General features: G+C 58.2%; 16 protein-coding genes and 1 tRNA gene. 16 read left to right on the top strand and 1 reads right to left on the bottom strand.

Going from position 1 to position 21,285, the window contains the following annotated elements:
• The first annotated feature begins 22 nt into the window (after positions 1-22).
• Entirely contained in the window at positions 23-592 is a 570-nt protein-coding gene (gene plsY / locus B347_RS0111350; RefSeq protein ID WP_019409840.1) for a glycerol-3-phosphate 1-O-acyltransferase PlsY, read from the top strand.
• Between the two features lie 42 nt (positions 593-634).
• On the opposite strand, the gene tsaD is transcribed toward plsY, so the two are convergent.
• On the bottom strand, positions 635-1,660 hold the full coding sequence (gene tsaD / locus B347_RS0111345) for a tRNA (adenosine(37)-N6)-threonylcarbamoyltransferase complex transferase subunit TsaD (protein WP_019409839.1): 1,026 nt from the start codon (positions 1,658-1,660) through the stop codon (positions 635-637).
• Between the two features lie 198 nt (positions 1,661-1,858).
• On the opposite strand from tsaD, the gene rpsU reads away from it, so the two are divergent.
• The 15 genes from rpsU to B347_RS0111275 all read left to right on the top strand — a co-directional run bounded on the left by rpsU (position 1,859) and on the right by B347_RS0111275 (position 21,276).
• A complete protein-coding gene (rpsU, locus tag B347_RS0111340; protein ID WP_002551877.1) occupies positions 1,859-2,074 on the top strand; it encodes a 30S ribosomal protein S21 in 216 nt (71 codons plus the stop codon).
• 472 nt (positions 2,075-2,546) lie between these two features.
• Positions 2,547-4,502: a DNA primase gene (gene dnaG / locus B347_RS0111335; RefSeq protein ID WP_019409838.1), complete on the top strand. Its 1,956-nt coding sequence runs from the start codon at positions 2,547-2,549 to the stop codon at positions 4,500-4,502.
• Positions 4,503-4,569: 67 nt separating this feature from the next.
• Complete coding sequence (rpoD, locus tag B347_RS0111330; RefSeq protein WP_019409837.1) at positions 4,570-6,420, top strand: RNA polymerase sigma factor RpoD; 1,851 nt, start codon at positions 4,570-4,572, stop codon at positions 6,418-6,420.
• A gap of 123 nt (positions 6,421-6,543) precedes the next feature.
• Positions 6,544-9,882 carry a bifunctional diguanylate cyclase/phosphodiesterase gene (locus B347_RS0111325; protein WP_019409836.1) on the top strand — a complete coding sequence of 1,113 codons (3,339 nt, stop codon included), beginning with the start codon at positions 6,544-6,546 and terminating at the stop codon, positions 9,880-9,882.
• 54 nt (positions 9,883-9,936) lie between these two features.
• A tRNA-Ile gene (locus tag B347_RS0111320) sits at positions 9,937-10,013 on the top strand.
• A gap of 236 nt (positions 10,014-10,249) precedes the next feature.
• Complete coding sequence (locus B347_RS0111315; protein WP_019409835.1) at positions 10,250-10,702, top strand: Lrp/AsnC family transcriptional regulator; 453 nt, start codon at positions 10,250-10,252, stop codon at positions 10,700-10,702.
• A gap of 171 nt (positions 10,703-10,873) precedes the next feature.
• Positions 10,874-12,556: a flavin monoamine oxidase family protein gene (locus B347_RS0111310; protein WP_019409834.1), complete on the top strand. Its 1,683-nt coding sequence runs from the start codon at positions 10,874-10,876 to the stop codon at positions 12,554-12,556.
• 106 nt (positions 12,557-12,662) lie between these two features.
• Positions 12,663-13,457, top strand: a complete 795-nt coding sequence (locus tag B347_RS0111305) for a carbon-nitrogen hydrolase family protein (RefSeq protein ID WP_019409833.1) — start codon at positions 12,663-12,665, stop codon at positions 13,455-13,457.
• Between the two features lie 48 nt (positions 13,458-13,505).
• Positions 13,506-15,950, top strand: a complete 2,445-nt coding sequence (pqqF, locus tag B347_RS0111300) for a pyrroloquinoline quinone biosynthesis protein PqqF (protein ID WP_019409832.1) — start codon at positions 13,506-13,508, stop codon at positions 15,948-15,950.
• Positions 15,951-16,101: 151 nt separating this feature from the next.
• Complete coding sequence (pqqA, locus tag B347_RS25905) at positions 16,102-16,176, top strand: pyrroloquinoline quinone precursor peptide PqqA (protein ID WP_003422658.1); 75 nt, start codon at positions 16,102-16,104, stop codon at positions 16,174-16,176.
• A gap of 97 nt (positions 16,177-16,273) precedes the next feature.
• Complete coding sequence (gene pqqB, locus B347_RS0111295; RefSeq protein ID WP_019409831.1) at positions 16,274-17,185, top strand: pyrroloquinoline quinone biosynthesis protein PqqB; 912 nt, start codon at positions 16,274-16,276, stop codon at positions 17,183-17,185.
• 130 nt (positions 17,186-17,315) lie between these two features.
• Positions 17,316-18,068, top strand: a complete 753-nt coding sequence (gene pqqC, locus B347_RS0111290) for a pyrroloquinoline-quinone synthase PqqC (protein WP_019409830.1) — start codon at positions 17,316-17,318, stop codon at positions 18,066-18,068.
• Complete coding sequence (gene pqqD, locus B347_RS0111285; RefSeq protein ID WP_019409829.1) at positions 18,065-18,340, top strand: pyrroloquinoline quinone biosynthesis peptide chaperone PqqD; 276 nt, start codon at positions 18,065-18,067, stop codon at positions 18,338-18,340. The genes pqqC and pqqD overlap by 4 nt, the downstream gene beginning before the upstream one ends.
• The gene (pqqE, locus tag B347_RS0111280; protein WP_026014119.1) at positions 18,312-19,484 is read left to right on the top strand and encodes a pyrroloquinoline quinone biosynthesis protein PqqE; all 1,173 of its coding nucleotides are present in this window, start codon (positions 18,312-18,314) and stop codon (positions 19,482-19,484) included. Before pqqD ends, pqqE begins: the two co-directional genes overlap by 29 nt.
• On the top strand, positions 19,450-21,276 hold the full coding sequence (locus B347_RS0111275; protein ID WP_019409827.1) for a S9 family peptidase: 1,827 nt from the start codon (positions 19,450-19,452) through the stop codon (positions 21,274-21,276). The genes pqqE and B347_RS0111275 overlap by 35 nt, the downstream gene beginning before the upstream one ends.
• The last annotated feature ends 9 nt before the right edge of the window (positions 21,277-21,285 follow it).

Genomic DNA, 21,285 nt, shown 5'->3' with positions numbered 1-21,285 from the left:
GTCCTTGCCCGGAATAGTTAGCATGTTTTGGTTACTGGCGATCCTCGCCTACCTGCTTGGTTCTATGTCCTTCGCTATTTTGCTCAGCCGCCTGACGGGAAATCCCGACCCGCGAATGAGTGGCTCAGGCAATGCTGGCGCAACCAACATGTTGCGCCTAGCCGGTAAAAAGCTCGCCATCCTGACCTTGCTCGGCGATCTGTGCAAAGGGCTTTTACCCGTATTACTGGCCTATCAACTTGGCTGCTCGCTCCAGGAACAAGCTTGGATTGGCGCCTGCGCCGTTGTCGGGCATATGTATCCGCTGTACTTTCGCTTTCGCGGTGGCAAGGGTGTTGCCACTGCTGCCGGCATGTTACTGGGGCTTTACCCACCCGCCGCACTGCTAGCCGTTGCCGCATGGCTGCTGACCTTTCAGGTCAGCCGCACCAGCTCACTGGCAGCGCTAGTTGCCGCCCCCCTCACCCTGCCATTGTTGGCCTGGCAAGAACCCGCCGCACTGCTGCCCATGAGCGCCTTGACGATGCTCATCGTCTGGCGACACCGCAGCAATTTACGCGACCTGATGGCCGGGCGCGAACGGCATTTCTGAATTGCTCGAATGAAAAAGGCCCACGTTTTGTCCGCCCACCACTTACAACGGCTTCAACTGCTCCATCGGCCAACGCGCCTGCACGCTGATTGCCAGGCTTTCATGCTGACCCGCCAATAAACGCTGGCAACCGGCAAACGCAATCATCGCGCCATTGTCAGTGCAGAATTCCGGCCGAGCGTAGTACACCTGCCCCTTCATATCGCCAAGCATTTTCTCAAGAGACTCACGCAGCGCCTTATTGGCACTCACCCCGCCTGCGATCACCAGGCGGTTCATGCCCGTATGCTTGAGCGCGCGCTTGCATTTGATGGTCAGCGTCTCAACGACCGCTTGTTGAAACGCCAGCGAAATGTCGCAGCGTGCTTGCTCGCTATCGTCACCTGCCGCCACACAGCGCTGCCAGGTGTTCAGAGCCGAGGTCTTAAGACCGCTGAAGCTGAATTCCAGCCCTGGGCGGTCAGTCATTGGCCGCGGGAACACAAAGCGCCCTGCAACGCCCTGAGCCGCCAATCGTGCGATCTCAGGACCGCCCGGATAATTGAGCCCCATCATCTTCGCGGTCTTGTCGAAGGCTTCGCCGGCCGCATCATCGAGCGACTCGCCCAACAACTCGTACTCACCGATGCCATCCACACGAACCAGTTGCGTATGACCACCCGACACCAACAAAGCGACGAACGGAAACTCAGGTGGCTGCTCTTCCAGCATCGGCGCCAACAAATGGCCTTCCATGTGGTGCACGCCAAGGGCTGGAATGCCCCACGCAAATGCCAGCGCTTGGGCGCAAGAAGCCCCAACCAGAAGGGCTCCAACCAGTCCAGGACCCGCCGTGTAGGCAATCGCGTCAATTTCTGTGGGCACGCAGTCGGCTTCAGCCAACACCTGACGAATCAAGGGCAGCATGCGCTTGACGTGATCCCTGGAAGCCAGCTCCGGAACCACACCACCATAGGCACGATGCAGGTCGATCTGACTGAACAGCGCATCGGCCAAGAGCCCGCGTTCACTGTCGTATAGCGCGACGCCGGTTTCGTCGCAGGAGGTTTCTAATCCCAGTACTAGCATGGGTTTACGCCTTGTAGAGGCTAAATTCGAAGGCGCGCATAATAGTCGCCACTCCCGCCCCCGGCCAGCGGTTTTCGATCAGAGGCTTTGCATTCCGAGCGATGAGGGGTTAACATCCGCAACCCTTAAAAACCGACGTCTTCCAACGCGATTTTGCCTTGAGACGTTGACCCCGGTAATGAATGAAGGTAGCTCTGGATGCCAGCCGTCAAAGTAAAAGAGAACGAACCCTTCGACGTAGCTCTGCGTCGTTTCAAGCGCTCCTGCGAAAAAGCCGGTGTACTGGCTGAAGTTCGCAGCCGCGAATTTTACGAGAAGCCGACTTCTGAGCGTAAGCGCAAAGCAGCAGCAGCTGTTAAGCGTCACGCGAAGAAAGTTCAGCGCGAGCAGCGCCGCGCCGTTCGTCTGTACTAATACACAGACGTTCGTTGCAAGCTTCTGCCAAGCCCGGCCTAAAGCCGGGCCGTAGGCAGTTGCAGCAAGTTACACGCTTTACCGTCAAGGCCGCAGATGCGACCGCGACAAGCGCAATACCACGTCAGACCTGGCTTTCAGCCAGCGGTGCACGTCTTTACTGACGAGCCTAACAAGGCTACCGACGAGCACACATTTCTGATTCTCCCAAAGACGATCAGCCCAAGGTACTTCTCCTGTACCGGCTTATGAGCTATCCGAGACCCACCTCAGGTCAATCCGGACTCAGAGCGCAACACCTATCGAACACATTCGTACTGATTAGAACGCTAGTCAGATCAGATTCGACAGATACACTTCTCCAGAAATGATTGAGCAGACGTCACACGATCGAGCAGCGCACGCCCGTGCACGCCATCATGACCAAGCCCCTCAACTGGGATAATTTCTGCACCGTGATGACGAGAACGCCATGGCCGGGTTAATCCCCCAGAGCTTTATTGACGACCTTCTGAACCGTACCGATATCGTCGATGTCGTCAGTTCGCGCGTGCAAATGAAAAAAGCGGGCAAGAACTACACGGCCTGCTGCCCGTTCCACAAAGAAAAAACGCCGTCTTTTAGTGTCAGCCCCGACAAACAGTTTTATTACTGCTTTGGCTGCGGCGCTGGCGGCAACGCCCTCGGCTTCATCATGGACCATGACAACCTGGATTTCCCCCAGGCCGTCGAAGAGCTGGCGAAAGCCGCCGGCATGGAAATTCCCCGAGAAGAAAGCGGCCGTCAGCACAAACCCCGGCAACCGACCGACTCACCGCTCTACCCACTGCTCACAGCTGCAGCCGACTTTTACCGGCAAGCACTCAAGAGCCATCCCTCGCGAAAAGCCGCCGTCGAATACCTCAAAGGCCGCGGCCTGACCGGTGAAATCGCCCGCGACTTTGGCTTGGGCTTCGCCCCACCAGGCTGGGACAACCTGTACAAACACCTGAGCAGCGACACCCTGCAGCAAAAAGCCATGATTGACGCCGGACTGCTGGTCGAAAACGCCGAGACCGGCAAACGTTACGACCGCTTCCGCGACCGCGTCATGTTCCCGATCCGCGACAGCAGGGGCCGCATCATTGCTTTCGGTGGCCGGGTGCTGGGCGACGACAAACCCAAGTACCTGAACTCCCCGGAAACGCCGGTGTTCCACAAGGGCCAGGAACTGTACGGGCTGTTCGAGGCGCGCAAGTTCAACCGCAGCCTCGACGAAATCATCGTGGTGGAAGGTTATATGGACGTGATCGCGCTGGCCCAGCAAGGCCTGCGCAACGCCGTCGCCACACTGGGCACCGCGACCAGCGAAGAGCACATGAAACGCTTGTTTCGCGTGGTGCCTAGCGTTTTATTCTGTTTTGACGGTGACCAGGCTGGCCGTAATGCCGCATGGCGCGCCCTTGAGGCAACGCTTCCCTGCCTACAGGACGGACGTCGCGCACGCTTCCTGTTTTTGCCCGAAGGCGAAGACCCGGACACATTGGTGCGATCCGAAGGCACAGACGCTTTCAAGGCTCGCATCAACCAGCACGCACAGCCGCTGGCCGATTACTTCTTCCAGCAACTGATCGAAGAAGCCGACCCGCGCTCATTGGAAGGCAAGGCCCACATGGCCACGCTGGCGGCACCGCTAATCGACAAAGTCCCGGGTGCCAATCTGCGCATTCTGATGCGCCAGAGACTGACCGAAATTACCGGCCTAAGCAGCGAAACCGTTAGCCAACTGGCGCAAAATGCGCCTGCCAAGCCCCAAGCACAACCCACTTACGACCCCGGCATTGATTACGATGCAATGCCTGACTATAGCGATTTTCAGCAACCGGAGATGTACATCCCCCAACAGGAATGGACACCGAAAAAGCCCGGCGCTGGCGGCAAAAAATGGGAAAACAAACCGTGGGACAAAAAAGGTAAACGAGGCGGCGAGCGGGAGCAGGCTTGGATTCCGGTCGGCGTTGAGCCCCCCACGCTGACAGCCTTGCGCACGTTGCTGCATCACCCGCAACTGGCAAAAAAAGTGGAAGACGCCGGGCACTTTGCGGCAGAAGATCAGACCAACAATCAGCTACTGATTGCTCTGGTCGAGGCCGTACAGAAAAATCCTAAGCTAAGCTCTATACAGCTGCTGTCACGCTGGCATGGCACAGAACAGGGCCGCCTGTTGCAAAGACTGCTGGAAAAGGAGTGGCTAATTGATGCCGACAACCTTGAACAACAATTTTTCGACACCATAACTAGCCTATCAGCGCGTCAACGTGAACGAAATCTAGAACAACTTCTTCGAAAAGCACGTCAAGGCGAGCTTAGTACCGAGGAGAAAAATGAGTTACGCGACCTCTTGAGTCGCAATAATCCAGCATCAAACCCGACCTCAACTGGCGCGTGAGGTCATAGCTAAGGTATAATCCTCGGCTTGTTTTTTGCCCGCCAAGACCTTCAGTGGATAGGGTGTTATGTCCGGAAAAGCGCAACAACAGTCTCGTATCAAAGAGTTGATCACCCTCGGTCGTGAGCAGAAATATCTGACTTACGCAGAGGTCAACGACCACCTGCCCGAAGATATTTCAGATCCGGAGCAAGTGGAAGACATCATCCGCATGATTAATGACATGGGGATCCCCGTACACGAGAGTGCTCCGGATGCGGACGCCCTTATGTTGGCCGATGCTGACACCGACGAAGCAGCTGCTGAAGAAGCAGCCGCAGCGTTGGCGGCAGTAGAAACCGATATTGGTCGTACTACTGACCCTGTGCGCATGTATATGCGTGAAATGGGTACGGTAGAACTGCTGACACGTGAAGGCGAAATCGAAATCGCCAAACGTATCGAAGAGGGCATCCGTGAAGTGATGGGCGCAATCGCGCACTTCCCTGGCACGGTTGACCATATTCTCTCCGAGTACACTCGCGTCACCACCGAAGGTGGTCGCCTGTCCGACGTTCTGAGCGGTTATATCGACCCAGACGACGGCATTGCGCCACCTGCCGCCGAAGTGCCGCCGCCTGTCGACCCGAAAGCTGTCAAAGCTGACGACGACAGCGATGATGACGAAGCCGAAACCGCTACTGAAGACGAGGAAGAAGTCGAAAGTGGCCCGGATCCGATCATCGCAGCACAGCGCTTCGGTGCCGTCTCCGATCAGATGGAAGTCGCTCGCAAGGCACTGAAAAAGCACGGTCGTGACAGCAAGCAAGCAATTGCCGAACTGGTTGCACTGGCCGAACTGTTCATGCCAATCAAACTGGTCCCGAAGCAATTCGAAGGCTTGGTTGAGCGTGTTCGCAGCGCCCTAGAGCGTTTGCGTGCACAAGAGCGCGCCATCATGCAGCTGTGTGTACGTGATGCACGCATGCCGCGTACCGACTTCCTGCGCCTGTTCCCGGGCAACGAAGTCGACGAAAGCTGGAGCGACGCGCTGGCCAAAGGCAAAAGCAAATACGCTGAAGCCATTGGTCGCCTGCAACCGGACATCATCCGTTGCCAGCAAAAGCTGTCTGCTCTAGAAGCAGAAACCGGCTTGAAGATTGCCGAGATCAAGGACATCAACCGTCGTATGTCGATCGGTGAGGCCAAGGCCCGCCGCGCGAAGAAAGAAATGGTTGAAGCCAACTTGCGTCTGGTGATCTCCATCGCCAAGAAGTACACCAACCGTGGCTTGCAGTTCCTCGACCTGATCCAGGAAGGCAACATCGGCTTGATGAAAGCGGTAGACAAGTTTGAATACCGCCGCGGCTACAAATTCTCGACTTATGCCACCTGGTGGATCCGTCAGGCGATCACTCGCTCGATCGCCGACCAGGCCCGCACCATCCGTATTCCGGTGCACATGATCGAGACGATTAACAAGCTCAACCGTATTTCCCGCCAGATGTTGCAGGAAATGGGCCGTGAACCGACCCCGGAAGAGCTGGGCGAACGCATGGAAATGCCTGAGGACAAAATCCGTAAGGTATTGAAGATCGCTAAAGAGCCGATCTCCATGGAAACCCCGATCGGTGATGACGAAGACTCCCACCTGGGCGACTTCATCGAAGACTCGACTATGCAGTCGCCAATCGATGTCGCCACCGTTGAGAGCCTTAAAGAAGCGACACGCGACGTACTGGGCGGCCTCACGGCACGCGAAGCCAAAGTACTGCGCATGCGCTTCGGTATCGACATGAATACCGACCACACCCTTGAGGAGGTTGGTAAGCAGTTCGACGTTACCCGTGAGCGGATTCGTCAGATCGAAGCCAAAGCGTTGCGCAAGCTGCGCCACCCGACGAGAAGCGAGCATTTACGCTCCTTCCTCGACGAGTGATCCCAAAACCCCCGGCCCTGCCGGGGGTTTTGCTTTACAGCCATCACAATCTACCTCCCCACTGTCTCTTCCACCCCAGAGCCCGGCTACACTCGTCTTACTCAAGCGTAAAACGAGAAGCGCATGTCACGTCTGCTGGTACTTCTGTCTCTATCGCTTCTTGCCTGGAACTCAGCGGTCGCAGCCCTGACGTTTACCGACGAAGAACAGCAATGGCTTAAAAACCACCCGGAACTGCGCCTTGGAGTGGACACCACGTGGCCGCCTTTTGAGTTCCGTGACGAGCAAGGCGTCTACACCGGGCTGACCGCAGATTATGTAAAGCTAATCAAAGAGCGTCTTGGGGTCACCGTAAAATTGGAGGAACCGTATACCTGGAGCGCCGTACTAAAATTAACCAATGACAGCCAAATCGACTGGCTGCCCAGCGTTATGTCGACCCCCGAGCGGCAAAAGACCTTAGGCTTTACACGCCCATATCTCGATTTCCCGATTGTCATCTTGGCCCACAAGGGTGGCGCTAGCCCCAAAAATCTTAATGACCTCTACGGCCTCAAAATTGCCGTCGTGGAAAACTACGCCCCCCATGAACTGCTGCGTGCTCAGCATCCCGACCTGAACATCGTCGCGTTACCCAACGTCAGCTCCGCGCTTCAAGCACTGGCCACCGATGAGGTGGATGCGATGGTCGGCGACCTGGCCTCCAGCGTGTGGAGCCTGCGCCAACTCAAGCTCGACGGTCTCTACGTCAGCGGCGAAACGCCTTACCGCTACCAAATGGCAATGGCGGTGCCTAAAAGCGAAACCACGCTGCTTGCACTGCTCGACAAAGTGCTGGCCGACATGACCCCCAGTGAAACCCAGGCCATACAAGAGCGCTGGATTGGCAGCACCAGCGACTACCGCCCCCTTTTGCGCACTCTACTGCTCTATGTGCTCCCAGCCATCGTGCTGCTGATCGCCATTATGGCCGTGCTCATACGCATCAATAGACGCCTGAGCTCCGAAATCTCCCGGCGGGTGGATCTCGAACAAGCACTGCGCAGCAGCGAATATCACTACAGAGGCTTGATCGAAAATCTATCAGCCATTGCTTGGGAAGCCCGGCTCAACGACAACACCTACACCTATACCTACGTGTCGCCACAAGCCGAAGCCCTGCTCGGCTACCCCATGAGCGACTGGTTAAGACCGGGCTTTTGGGACAGCATTGTGCACCCGGACGAACTGGCCAGAATCAAGGCTTACTGCGATACGCAAATCAGCGCCGAGCACAACTACAGCGTTGACTACCGAGTCCTCGCCAATGGCGGCAAGACCCTGTGGATACGAGACATTGTCAGCCTTACCAGCCAGCACCAACACACCGTGCTGCGCGGCCTGATGATCAACATCAGCGAAACCAAAAAAACCGAAGAAGCCTTGCGACTCTCCGAAGAAAAGTTCGCCAAAGCCTTCCACGCCTCGCCCGATGGCTTGTTACTGACCAGACAAAGCGACGGCCTACTGATCGAAGTGAACGAAGGTTTCACCCGCCTCAGCGGCTTTAACAGCGCCGAATCCCTGTATCGCTCAACCCTGGACCTGCAACTGTGGGTCGATCCAGAGCAACGCAAAGGGCTGGTGGGGCTACTGGAAAAAGATGGCTTTGTGCGCGATTACACTTGCCATATACGGCGCAAGGACGGGCATATCCGGCTGTGTGAAATATCCAGCAGCCCACTGATGATTGGCAGCGAACACTGCATGCTGACCATCGCCCGCGACATCACCGAACGCCATCAAATGCAGGAAAAACTGCTGCAAACAGCCACCGTGTTTGAAAGCACAGCCGAAGGCATCCTCTTCACCGACCCAGAGCAAAAAATCACCGCAGTTAATCGTGCCTTCACTGAGATCACCGGCTACTGCGAAAGCGAAGCACTGGGCAAAACGCCGCGTATTCTGGCTTCCGGCCAACACGACAGCGCCTTCTATACCGCCATGTGGCACCAGCTTTCACAAGATGGCCACTGGCAAGGCGAAATCTGCAACAAACGCAAAAAAGGCGAAAACTACCCCTGCTGGATGACCATCAGCGCCGTACACAATAGCGATAAACACGTGACCCACTATGTCGCCGTGTTTGCCGACATCTCCAGCATCAAACGCGCCCAGGCCCGCCTAGACCACCAGGCCCACCATGACCCGCTGACCAACCTGCCCAACCGGCTTCTGTTCGACAACCGTTTGCAGCAAGTCCTCATTGACCAAGAGCGCGACGGCAAAAGGGGCGCCGTCCTGTTTCTGGACCTCGACCGCTTCAAAAACATCAATGACAGCCTCGGCCACCCCGTCGGCGACCTGCTACTCAAAGGCATTGCCGCACGCCTTAAAAAACACCTGCGTGACATCGACACTGTTGCCCGCCTTGGCGGCGATGAATTCATCATCCTGCTGCCAGGCCTCAAACAGCCTGACGACGCAGAACTGATCGCAGACAAACTGCTGGCCTGCTTCAACGCCCCATTCAGCGCCGGAGAGTACGAACTGTTCATCAGCGCCAGCATCGGCATCAGCGTCTACCCGGAAGATGGCGCAGACGTAGCCACACTGGTCAAAAATGCCGACGCGGCGATGTACCGCTCCAAACTCAAAGGCCGCAACCGCGTTGAACGCTACACCCACGACCTGAGCGCCCAGGCCAGCGTTCGCGTGGTCCTGGAACAAGAACTGCGCAGAGCACTGGAGCGCGGCCAACTGTCATTGTTCTACCAACCCAAAATCAGCCTGCACGACCTGCAACTGATCGGTGCCGAAGCGCTCATTCGCTGGCACCACCCCACATTGGGAGAAATCTCGCCCGACCGCTTCATTGTATTGGCCGAAGAAAACGGCATGATCATCCCCATTGGTGACTGGGTACTTGAGCACGCGTGCCAACAGATGCACCTCTGGAACCAAACCTACGAGCCCTTTGGTCCCGTCTCAGTCAACCTCGCCGGGGCACAACTGCATCAGCCAAAATTGCTTGGTCGTATCCAGCAACTGCTTAGAACATACGACCTCAAACCCGGCTGCTTACAACTGGAGATCACTGAAAACTCCATCATGAGCCAGACCGAAGAAGCGCTCGAAGCCCTGCATCAGCTCAAACACCTGGGAGTGCAACTGGCCATCGACGACTTCGGCACCGGCTACTCCTCCCTCAGCTACCTCAAGCGCCTACCGCTGGACACGCTAAAAATCGACAAGTCATTCATCCGCGGCCTACCCGACGACCCCCACGACGCCGCTATCGTGCGCGCCATCATCGCACTGGGGCGCAGCATGCAATTCAGCATCATCGCCGAGGGCGTCGAAACCCAGGCGCAACAAACATTTCTGGCAGCAGAGGGCTGCGAGCAAATCCAGGGCTACCTCATCAGCGTGCCATTAAGTGCGACAGAATTCGCAGAGACATTTCTTCGTACCTCTATTTAGGATTTTTCGGATAGCACTCGCGCGAAACCATCGTTATAATCCGCGGCCTACTGAGGGCCTATAGCTCAGTTGGTTAGAGCAGGGGACTCATAATCCCTTGGTCGTAGGTTCGAGTCCTACTGGGCCCACCAAACTCAAAGCCGCGCATTGCGCGGCTTTTGTGTTTCTGGCGTTTGAAACCAACTCTGCTCCTATACAAACGAACGTGCCTCGCGATCTTTTGATCGTTTAAAAATATCGAACAGTTATCCATACCTACCCCATGACCGCGGATTTTAAAAGGGAGCGCCTGATGCTATGTCTCTGTTAATGCCCGCTCAGCCCTGTACGATAACCGCCCGTCACGCTCACACCTTGGGAGCCTCTCTTGCCCGATACCCGCACGCCTGCACTGGATGAAATCGACCGCCAATTAATCGCGGCCTTGCAGCTTAATGCCCGCGCAAGTGTGGCCATGCTGGCACGTGAATTGGGCATTGCCCGGACCACGGTGACGTCGCGCCTGGCGCGGCTGGAAAAAACCCAGGTCATTACCGGTTATGGCGTGCGTCTGAGTCAGCGCCTGATTGATGGCGGTTTGCAGGCGTATGTCGGGATTACCGTGCAGCCACGCTCCGGTAAGGAGGTGGTTCGACGCTTGAGCAATATGGCGCAAGTACAGCAGTTGTGCGCGGTCAGCGGTGAGTTCGATTACGTGGCCTGGCTGCGCAGTGAATCGCCTGAGCAACTGGATCAATTACTCGATCAGATCGGCAGTGTCGAGGGGGTTGAGAAGACCACCACGTCGATCATCCTCAGCAGCAAAGTGGATCGTGGTTAAGCCATAACGCCACTCCACCACGTCAAATTGACTATCCACTTCGTCACATCGACTAAAACAAGGTCATAACGACGACATTTTGCGTCTTAATTACGTGTTCCACGCGCTCTAAACTGGCGGCTGTCTTTTCCTATACTCACGTGTAACGCGAGTCGCCCAGTAAGGTCAGCCATGAACAAGAATAATCGCCACCCTGTCGACGGCAAAAAACCGATCACTATTTTCGGCCCCGATTTTCCGTTTGCGTTTGATGACTGGATCGAACACCCCGCAGGCCTGGGCAGTATTCCGGCAGACAAGCTGGGGGCAGAAGTGGCGATTGTTGGCGCCGGGATGGCGGGCATGGTGGCCGCCTACGAGTTGATGAAGCTGGGCCTCAAGCCGGTGGTGTATGAAGCGTCAAAGATGGGCGGACGCCTGCGCTCGCAAGCGTTTGAGGGCAGCGAAGGGGTGATTGCCGAGTTGGGCGGCATGCGTTTTCCGGTGTCTTCAACGGCGTTTTACCATTACGTCGATAAGCTGGGACTCGAAACCAAACCGTTTCCCAACCCGCTGACCCCCGCGTCTGGCAGCACAGTGATCGACCTTGAAGGCCAGACCTTCTACGCACAAAAGCTGGCAGATTTGCCTGAACTGTTCCAGGAAGTTGCCGACGCTTGGGCCGACGCGCTGGAAGAAGGTTCGCGCTTTGGCGATATTCAGCAAGCTATCCGGGACCGTGACGTCCCGCGCCTTAAAGAGCTATGGAATACACTGATTCCGCTGTGGGATGACCGCACCTTCTACGACTTTGTCGCCACGTCTAAAGCCTTTGCCAAACTGTCTTTTCAGCACCGCGAAGTGTTTGGTCAGGTCGGGTTTGGTACGGGCGGCTGGGACTCGGACTTCCCGAACTCCATGCTCGAAATTTTCCGTGTGGTGATGACCAACTGCGACGACCACCAGCACCTGGTGGTCGGCGGCGTTGAGCAAGTGCCGCTGGGCATCTGGCGTCACGCACCTGAGCGCTGCGCCCATTGGCCCGAGGGCACCAGCCTGCGCTCGCTGCACCGTGGCGCACCGCGCACCGGGGTCAAAGCCATTTCGCGCTCAGCAGACGGGCTCTTTTCGGTCACCGATAACCTCGGCGTGACCCGCATTCACGAGGCGGTTTTGGTCACCTGCCAAAGCTGGCTGCTGACCACGCAAATCGAATGCGAAGAGTCACTCTTCTCACAAAAACTGTGGATGGCGCTGGACCGCACGCGGTACATGCAGTCCTCGAAAACCTTCGTCATGGTCGATCGCCCGTTTTGGAAAGACAAAGACCCCGAAACCGGCCGCGACCTGATGAGCATGACCCTCACCGACCGCCTGACCCGTGGCACGTACCTGTTCGATAACGGCGACGACAAACCGGGGGTGATTTGCCTGTCGTACTCGTGGATGAGCGATGCGCTGAAAATGCTCCCGCACCCGGTGGAAAAGCGCGTGAAACTGGCGCTGGACTCGCTGAAAAAGATCTACCCAAAGGTCGATATCGCCAGCCGTATCATCGGCGATCCGATCACCGTGTCGTGGGAAGCTGACCCGCACTTCTTGGGTGCCTTCAAAGGCGCTTTGCCGGGCCACTATCGCTATAACCAGCGCATGTACGCGCATTTCATGCAGCAAGACATACCCGGCGAGCAGCGCGGCATTTTCATTGCCGGCGATGATGTATCGTGGACCCCAGCTTGGGTCGAAGGCGCGGTGCAAACGTCATTGAATGCGGTGTGGGGCATCATGACCCACTTCGGCGGCAGCACCCACGCCGAAAACCCCGGCCCCGGCGATGTATTCAACGAGATCGGGCCGATCGCGTTGCCAGATTGACCCCACGTCATAGACCCGTATAAGCGCTTGCTCGCGACCTTTAAAACGATCAAAAGATCGCGAGCACGCTCGCTCCTACGAGGATGGTGCACAACAGGAGAGCTCCATGCGCGTCGCCCTTTACCAATGCCACCCTTTGCCGCTGGACGTAGCAGGCAATCTGCAACGCTTAAAAACCATCGCCTCGCAGTCCCAAAACGTTGATTTGCTGGTGCTGCCCGAGATGTTTCTGACTGGCTACAACATTGGTGCCCAGGCCGTGGCCGAGCTGGCCCAGACCCGCGATGGCGCTGCCGCACAGCAAATCGCCGAGCTGGCGAAAGCCACCGGCATGGCGATTGCCTATGGCTACCCCGAACGCGATGCTGGCGGGCATATTTACAACAGCGTGCAGGTCATCGACAGCCACGGAAAAAGCCTGTGCAACTACCGCAAAACCCATCTGTTTGGCGAATTGGATCGCGGCATGTTCAGCGCCGGACCTGACGCGTTCCCGGTGTTCGAACTCAATGGCTGGAAACTCGGGATATTGATTTGCTACGACCTTGAGTTCCCAGAAAACACCCGCCGCTTAGCGTTGGCCGGGGCTGAGCTGATCGTCGTACCGACCGCCAATATGACGCCCTACGACTTTATCGCCGATGTCACCGTGCGTTGCCGGGCTTTCGAAAACCAGTGCTATGTGGCCTACGCCAACTATTGTGGGCATGAAGGCAGCATCCAGTACTGTGGCCAAAGCAGCATCGCCGCGCCCAACGGCCTGCAAGTCGCATTGGCCAAACAGGAAGAAGCCCTAATCAGCGCCACCCTCGACCGCCAACAGTTGCAGGATGCCAAAGCCGGAAACGTCTACCTCGCAGACCGCCGTCCGGAGCTTTACAACGCACTGACCAAGCGCTAATTGCCCGTAATCCGCTAGCATGTGGGCATCTCTGTTCCGGAAATGCCCATGCCTGCGCTGAATCACCCTCTCGCCCAACGTTTGACCCTCGATAGCGGTCTTACCCTTTCACTGCGCCATGAGCCGCGCCTCAAGCGCTGCGCGGCTTTTTTACGGGTTCACGCGGGCAGCCATGATGTTCCGGCGGCCTGGCCCGGCCTGGCACATTTTGTGGAACACCTGCTGTTTCTCGGCACTGAACGCTTTGCGGCTGACGATAACGTGATGGCCTACGTGCAACGTCACGGCGGCCAAATAAACGCCCGTACCAGTGAACGCCACACCGACTTCTTTTTTGAACTGCCGCCCGCCGCCTTTGAAGGTGGCGTGGAGCGGCTGTGCGACATGCTCGCCCACCCGCGTATGAATCTAGACGACCAATTGCGCGAACGCGAAGTGCTGCACGCAGAGTTTATTGCGTGGGCCCGCGAGCCTTCGGCACAGCGCCAACTGAGTCTGCTCCAGCCACTGAACCCGACACACCCGCTCAGGGCTTTCCATGCGGGCAATCGCTACAGCTTGCCGATCCCGCGCCCAGCCTTTCAGCAAGCGCTACGGGACTTCTACCAGCAGTTCTATCACGCGTCGAACATGAGCCTGAGCCTCGTCGGGCCCATGCCCGAAGACACGCTTCGCGCACTCGCCGAGCGTCACACCGATCAATGGACGACAAACCTGACGTGCGCCCAAGCTCGCCCACCCGCGCTGATGCCAAGCAATGAAAAGGCGTACCAACTGCTCACCGGGCAATGCCTGAACCTGGTGTTCCCCTTCGAGCAATTGCCAGAGGCGTCAGACGCGGCCCTGGACTTCCTGTGTCATTGGATCAATGCCGACAAGCCCGGCGGACTCATCGCACAACTGCGCGAGCAACAACTGTGCAGCAGGCTTAAGGCTGAGGTGCTGTATCAGTTCAACGACCAGGCCCTGCTGCACTTCGAATTCAGCGCACCGCATAACATCGCCCACCACGCGGCGCAGATCTTCGACACTGTTTACGACTGGCTGGCGTTTTTCAGCGCTCAACAAGACTGGCCTGCCCAGCGCCGTGAATACCAGTTACTGCAACAGCGTCAGCAAGAGGTCGGCAGCGCACTGCAACTGGCCCGCCGTGACGCTGAGCAACGCGCACCCGACTTGTCAGAGAAAGCCGTAGACGCGCTCAAGGTGCTATTGCAACGTATGCTGCCTGCCACGCAGCCGTCAGCCCGCCACGCGTGGCAACTGCCTGCACCCAACCCGTTTCTGGCTACGCCAAAAGAGCCCGCCAATGCCGGACTGATTCGCGGCCAGACCAGCGCTCACCGCGGCCTACGAACCTTTGCGCAAGACCGCCTGCGCAGCCGTCGCGACGGATCGTCGGCCATGAGTTTTAGCGCAGAACTGCCCACGCTCGACGGCGAGGCCACGGTTTACCTGCGCTGGCGTTTAGCGGCCACCCCGACGAACACTCTATTGTCAGCGTTGGAGGCGCGTTTACGCCCTCTGCAACACGATGCCCGCCAAGCCGGGGTTGAACTGTCGTTCAGTGCTGGGGGCAATGACTGGCTGTTGAAACTCCACGGCTTTCATATGCCGCTGCCCGCCATTCTGGAACACGCGCTGCGAGCGCTGAGTGCGCCCACGGTTGACACGCTCAGCCCGCCGCCTGCAACGCCGTTAATGCCAATCCGCCAATTGCTTAAACGGCTACCCGATGCCAGCCTGCAGGCCACCGACTCGGTCATCAGCGACGTGGCGCAATGTTGGGCCTCGGCACGTTGGGACGGCTTGGCCGTCGGTCTGCCCGCGGCTACACAGCCTTTGATTAGCGCTGCATTGAGCAAAGCCCCCGGCACCCCGGATGCGAGCTTGCCGACGCTCGAACACCCAGCCCAACGACGCTGGATCACCGAAGCGTGCGACTCCAGCGAACACGCTTTGTTGGTGTTTTGTCCGGCCCCCATAGGCGATCTGGAGGCCGATGCAGCCTGGCGCCTGCTCGCCCACCTCACGCACACACCTTTCTACCAACAACTGCGTGTTGAACAGCAACTGGGTTACGCGGTGTTCAGTGGTCTGCGCCAACTCAACGGGCAAGTCGGCCTGCTGTTAGGCGTGCAATCGCCTCACGCCTCATGTGCCGAAATCTTCGAGCACATCCGAACCTTCCTCGCCGATTTGCCTACTCAAATTAACGCGCTGGATGAAACATCCTTCATTCAGGCCCGTGCCGCCTTGGCACAGCAATTCTCACCCGAGACCCTAAGCGGGTCACAGGCCAGCGAACTGTTGTGGCACGCTAAATTAGGTGGCCACCCGTCGGACTACTTGAAAGGCCTCTACGGCGCGCTTATGAGGCTGGATCAACGGACTACACTCAAAGCGGCCCAGCACATTGCTCAGCCAAACTGCGCTTGGCTATGTGTCGCCACCCAGCCAGAAACTGAAACGTTTTTTCTCAGGGAAAGCTGATTTTTACCAGCCTCGTAATGAGCTTTCTCCTACATTGAGCGTTCATCAGCAGACAATTTTAGTAACATAGCGCCCTAAGCATCGGAACAACTCTTTCGGGAGTTGGACTAATCAAGAGATACCCCCACCCACCCGCTGAAGGAGACACCCTATGTCGTGGACTAAACCTGCTTACACCGACCTGCGTATTGGCTTTGAAGTGACCATGTACTTCGCAAGCCGTTGATCTGCCCCGGCTCTTGGTGAACAAGAGTTGAGCAGCGCAACCCAACGCCTCGGCTCGCCGGGGCGTTTTTATTTGAAGATTTACAAGAGAACACGCCATGTTTGTCCAGATTTTAGGTTCCGCCGCTGGCGGTGGTTTCCCACAGTGGAACTGTAACTGCGTCAACTGCGCGGGTTTTCGTGATGGCAGTCTGAACGCCAAGGCACGCACCCAATCCTCGATTGCGATCTCTGACGATGGCGTGAACTGGGTGCTGTGCAACACCTCGCCCGACATTCGTGCACAGCTCCAAAGCTTTGCCCCGATGCAACCAGGCCGCGCCCTGCGTGACACCGGGATCAGCGCCATCATCTTGATGGACAGCCAGATCGACCACACCACTGGCCTGCTGAGCCTGCGCGAAGGCTGCCCGCACGATGTGTGGTGCACCGACATGGTCCACGAAGACCTGAGCACCGGCTTCCCGCTGTTCAACATGCTCAAGCACTGGAACGGCGGCCTGAACTGGCACCGCATCGAACTTGAAGGCTCGTTCACGATTGCGGCCTGCCCTAACCTGCGCTTCAGCCCGCTGCCCTTGCGCAGCGCTGCCCCGCCCTACTCCCCGCATCGCTTCGACCCGCACCCAGGCGACAACATTGGCCTGATCGTCGAAGACCTGCGCACCGGCGGCAAACTGTTCTACGCCCCAGGCCTGGGCAAGGTCGACGCGCCGTTACTCGAGATCATGGCAGGCAGCGATTGCCTGCTGGTGGACGGCACGATGTGGGACGACGACGAAATGCAGCGCCGTGGCGTTGGCACCCGCACTGGGCGTGAAATGGGCCATCTGGCGCAAAACGGCCCCGGCGGCATGCTCGAAGTGCTAGAGCAATTGCCCGAACAGCGCAAAGTGCTGATCCACATAAACAACACCAACCCGATCCTCGATGAAGACTCCGCCGAGCGCGCCGAACTGGCTCGCCGGGGTGTTGAAGTGGCCTTTGATGGCATGAGCATCGAGTTGTAACCCACAAGACTCTGTAGTCGCTGCCGCAGGCTGCGAAGGGCTGCGCAGCGGCCCTGCTGTTACGAAGGGGCTACGCCCCTTATCGCAGCCTGCGGCAGCGACTACAAAAACGTACTCTTCTGGAGGCACCATGACCCAAGCCCCTCTCTCCACCGCCGAGTTCGAAGCCACGCTGCGGGCCAAAGGCGCGTATTACCACATCTATCACCCGTATCAGGTGGCGATGTATGAAGGCCGTGCGACCCGCGAGCAGATTCAGGGCTGGGTCGCGAACCGCTTCTATTATCAGGTGAACATCCCACTCAAAGACGCCGCCATTCTGGCCAATTGCCCAGACCGTGAAGTTCGACGCGAGTGGATCCAGCGCTTGCTCGACCACGACGGCGCCCCCGGTGAAGACGGTGGTATCGAAGCCTGGCTGCGTCTGGGCCAAGCAGTCGGCCTGGACCCGGACCAACTGCGCTCCCAAGAACTGGTCCTGCCTGGCGTGCGCTTTGCGGTCGACGCCTACGTCAACTTCGCCCGTCGCGCCAGTTGGGAAGAAGCCGCCAGCAGCTCATTGACCGAGATGTTCGCGCCGCAAATCCACCAGTCGCGCCTCGACAGCTGGCCACAGCATTACCCGTGGATCGACCCGGCCGGTTATGAATACTTCCGCACCCGTCTGGGCCAGGCCCGCCGTGATGTGGAGCACGGGTTGGCGATCACCTTGCAGCACTACACCACCTACGCAGGCCAGCAACGCATGCTCGAAATCCTCCAGTTCAAACTGGACATTCTTTGGAGCATGCTCGATGCCATGACCATGGCTTACGAACTGGACCGCCCGCCTTATCACAGCGTGACCGACCAACGTGTCTGGCACAAAGGAATCACCCTATGAGCTTTGATCGCAGCAAAATCCCGACCTGGCGCCCAGGCTATCGTTTCCAGTACGAGCCCGCGCAAAAAGGCCACGTGCTGCTGTACCCCGAAGGCATGATCAAACTCAATGACAGCGCGGCATTGATCGGCGGCCTGATCGACAGCCAGCGTGACGTCGCGGCCATCATTGGCGAACTGGATAAGCAGTTCCCTGGCGTACCCGAGCTCGGCGAAGACATCGAGCAATTTATGGAGGTCGCGCGTGCACAGCACTGGATCGAACTTGTCTGAGCGCTCACTGGCGCTGCCGCCAAAACCCGACATCGGCCTGCCGCTGTGGCTGCTGGCCGAGCTGACTTACCGCTGCCCGCTGCAATGCCCGTATTGCTCTAACCCGCTGGACTTTGCCCAGCAAGGTAAAGAGCTAAGCACCGAGCAGTGGATCAAGGTGTTTCGCGAAGCGCGGGAAATGGGCGCGGCGCAACTGGGCTTTTCAGGCGGCGAGCCGCTGGTACGCCAGGACTTGGCCGAGCTGATTAGCGAGGCACGCACACTGGGTTTCTACACCAACCTGATCACCTCGGGCATCGGCCTCACTGAGCAAAAAATCAGCGACTTCAAAAAGGCCGGGCTGGACCATATCCAGATCAGCTTTCAGGCCAGCGACGAGCAAGTGAACAACCTGCTCGCGGGCTCGAAAAAGGCCTTCGCGCAAAAGCTCGAAATGGCCCGCGCCGTCAAAGCCCACGGCTACCCGATGGTGCTGAATTTCGTGACCCATCGGCACAACATCGACAAGATCGACCGCATCATCGAACTGTGCATCGCGCTTGAGGCCGACTTCGTCGAGCTGGCGACCTGCCAGTTTTATGGCTGGGCGCAGCTCAACCGGGTCGGCCTGTTGCCAACCAAAGAGCAACTGGTGCGCGCCGAACGCATCACCAATGAATACCGGGCCAAACTTGAAGCCGAAGGTCACCCCTGCAAACTGATTTTCGTGACCCCGGACTACTACGAAGAACGGCCGAAAGCCTGCATGAACGGCTGGGGCAGCATCTTCCTGACGGTGACCCCAGACGGCACCGCCCTGCCGTGCCATGGCGCTAGACAAATGCCGGTCGAGTTCCCTAACGTACGCGACCACAGCATGCAGCACATCTGGTACGACTCGTTCGGCTTCAATCGTTTTCGAGGCTATGACTGGATGCCCGAGCCTTGCCGCTCGTGCGACGAGAAAGAAAAGGACTTCGGCGGCTGTCGATGCCAGGCCTTTATGCTCACTGGAGACGCCAGCAACACGGACCCGGTGTGCAGTAAGTCGCCGCAACACGACCTGATTCTCAAGGCGCGCGAAGAAGCCGAGCACGCCACCCAGACCATCGAACAATTGGCCTTCCGAAATGAACGAAACTCACGCCTCATCGCCAAAGGCTGAACCTTTCAGCGCCGCCCTCGCCGTCGCCGCCGGGATCGATTTCGCAGAATTGCGAGTCGGCCCACGAGGTCTGTTCTGGAACGAATACCGCCCGCAAGACGGAGCCAGCCGCATCTGGCATTGGCGTGATGGCCAGGCACATTGCCTGACGCCCGCCGAGTTCAGCGTCAGTAGCCGGGTGTATGAGTATGGCGGCGGCTCGTTCTGCCTGAGCGATGACGGCGTGGTGTTCGTCAACGAGAAAGATCAACAGCTGTATCGACATGCCCTGGATGGCAGCGCCCCGCACGCGCTGACCCACGGCACCTGCCGATACGGCGATGTGCAGTGTGCGGATGGCCAGATATTGGCGGTCGAACAAGACGCCGATCAACATCGACTGGTCAGCATTGACCTGGCCACACAGCAGCGCCAGATAGTGGCCGAAGGCGCCGACTTCTACGCCGCCCCGACCCTCAGCCCAAATGGCCAGCGCCTAGCTTGGATCGAGTGGAGCAAGCCGCATCAACCCTGGACGTCAACCCGCCTGATGCTTGCCGAAGGCCAAACAGAGGGCCAGTGGAACCCCGCGCAGTGTCTTGCCGGAGACCTCAGTGAAGAGTCGCTGCAACAGCCACGCTTTGACGAACACAACCGCCTGTATTGCCTCACCGACCGAGCGGGTTACTGGCAGCCGTGGGCTGAGTCGGGTGAAGGTCTGGTGCCTGCGCAAAGCGCCGCTGCCGATCACGCCCCGGCGCCCTGGCAACTGGGCGGTCGGACCTGGCTGCCGCTGGGCGAACAAAGCTACTTGGCGACTTGGACCGAAGCCGGTTTCGGGCGCTTGGGTATTCACGCGGCTGACGGCAGCGTTGAAGACTTCACCGGCGACTACAGCCGGTTTCGCTGCCTGGCACTGGATGATGCTTACCTCTATTGCATCGCCGCCTCACCCATCAGCCCGTCGGCGATTATCAGTATCCGTCGCAGTGACAAACAGGTCAGCGTGCTGGCCGGTGGCGTGGCACCGTTGCCTGCCGAACACATCAGCCGCCCGCAGACCTTGCGTTACCCCTCTGGCAACGGCGAGGCGCATGGCTTTTTCTACCCCGCCATGAACGGCGCAAACAAACCGCCGCTGGTGGTGTTTGTACACGGCGGCCCGACGTCGGCCTGCTACCCAATGCTCGACCCGCGCATCCAGTACTGGACGCAGCGCGGCTTTGCCGTGGCCGACCTCAACTACCGTGGCAGCACCGGCTATGGCCGCGAATACCGCCAGGCCTTGCACTTGAACTGGGGCAACGTCGATGTCGAAGACGCCTGCGCAGTCGTCAGCTACCTCGCAGCACAAGGTTTGATTGATGGCGACAACGCCTTCATTCGCGGCGGCAGTGCGGGCGGTTACACCACCTTGTGCGCGCTGGCCTTCCACAATGTATTCCGCGCAGGCGCCAGCCTGTATGGCGTGAGCGACCCTATTGCGTTGGCGCGCACGACGCACAAGTTCGAAGGCGACTACCTCGACTGGCTGATCGGTGACCCCGTGCGCGATGCCGAACGTTATGCCGCGCGCACGCCGTTACTGCACGCGAATCAGATCCGCGTGCCGGTCATCTTCTTTCAAGGTGAACAAGATGCGGTGGTGGTGCCCCAGCAAACCCGCGACATGCTAAAGGCACTTGAAGACAACGGCATTGCGGCCAAGGCCTATTACTACCCTGATGAGCGCCACGGTTTTCGTAAAGCCAGCAACCAAGCCCATGCGCTGGAGCATGAATGGTTGTTCTACAGCGAGCTGCTAAACCTCTGAACCCCGTGT

Origin of the sequence: Pseudomonas psychrophila HA-4 (assembly GCF_000282975.1) — a bacterium.
In the GTDB taxonomy this organism is placed as follows: Bacteria; Pseudomonadota; Gammaproteobacteria; order Pseudomonadales; family Pseudomonadaceae; genus Aquipseudomonas; species Aquipseudomonas psychrophila_A.
This window is presented reverse-complemented; position numbering and strand designations above follow the sequence as displayed.

What these genes read in the sequence shown, in the direction of transcription:
- plsY (WP_019409840.1), top strand. Translation starts at nt 23, where the DNA reads ATGTTTTGGTTACTGGCGATCCTCGCCTACCTGCTTGGTTCTATGTCC.
- tsaD (WP_019409839.1), bottom strand. Translation starts at nt 1,660, where the DNA reads ATGCTAGTACTGGGATTAGAAACCTCCTGCGACGAAACCGGCGTCGCG.
- rpsU (WP_002551877.1), top strand. Translation starts at nt 1,859, where the DNA reads ATGCCAGCCGTCAAAGTAAAAGAGAACGAACCCTTCGACGTAGCTCTG.
- dnaG (WP_019409838.1), top strand. Translation starts at nt 2,547, where the DNA reads ATGGCCGGGTTAATCCCCCAGAGCTTTATTGACGACCTTCTGAACCGT.
- rpoD (WP_019409837.1), top strand. Translation starts at nt 4,570, where the DNA reads ATGTCCGGAAAAGCGCAACAACAGTCTCGTATCAAAGAGTTGATCACC.
- B347_RS0111325 (WP_019409836.1), top strand. Translation starts at nt 6,544, where the DNA reads ATGTCACGTCTGCTGGTACTTCTGTCTCTATCGCTTCTTGCCTGGAAC.
- B347_RS0111310 (WP_019409834.1), top strand. Translation starts at nt 10,874, where the DNA reads ATGAACAAGAATAATCGCCACCCTGTCGACGGCAAAAAACCGATCACT.
- B347_RS0111305 (WP_019409833.1), top strand. Translation starts at nt 12,663, where the DNA reads ATGCGCGTCGCCCTTTACCAATGCCACCCTTTGCCGCTGGACGTAGCA.
- pqqF (WP_019409832.1), top strand. Translation starts at nt 13,506, where the DNA reads ATGCCTGCGCTGAATCACCCTCTCGCCCAACGTTTGACCCTCGATAGC.
- pqqB (WP_019409831.1), top strand. Translation starts at nt 16,274, where the DNA reads ATGTTTGTCCAGATTTTAGGTTCCGCCGCTGGCGGTGGTTTCCCACAG.
- pqqC (WP_019409830.1), top strand. Translation starts at nt 17,316, where the DNA reads ATGACCCAAGCCCCTCTCTCCACCGCCGAGTTCGAAGCCACGCTGCGG.
- pqqD (WP_019409829.1), top strand. Translation starts at nt 18,065, where the DNA reads ATGAGCTTTGATCGCAGCAAAATCCCGACCTGGCGCCCAGGCTATCGT.
- B347_RS0111275 (WP_019409827.1), top strand. Translation starts at nt 19,450, where the DNA reads ATGAACGAAACTCACGCCTCATCGCCAAAGGCTGAACCTTTCAGCGCC.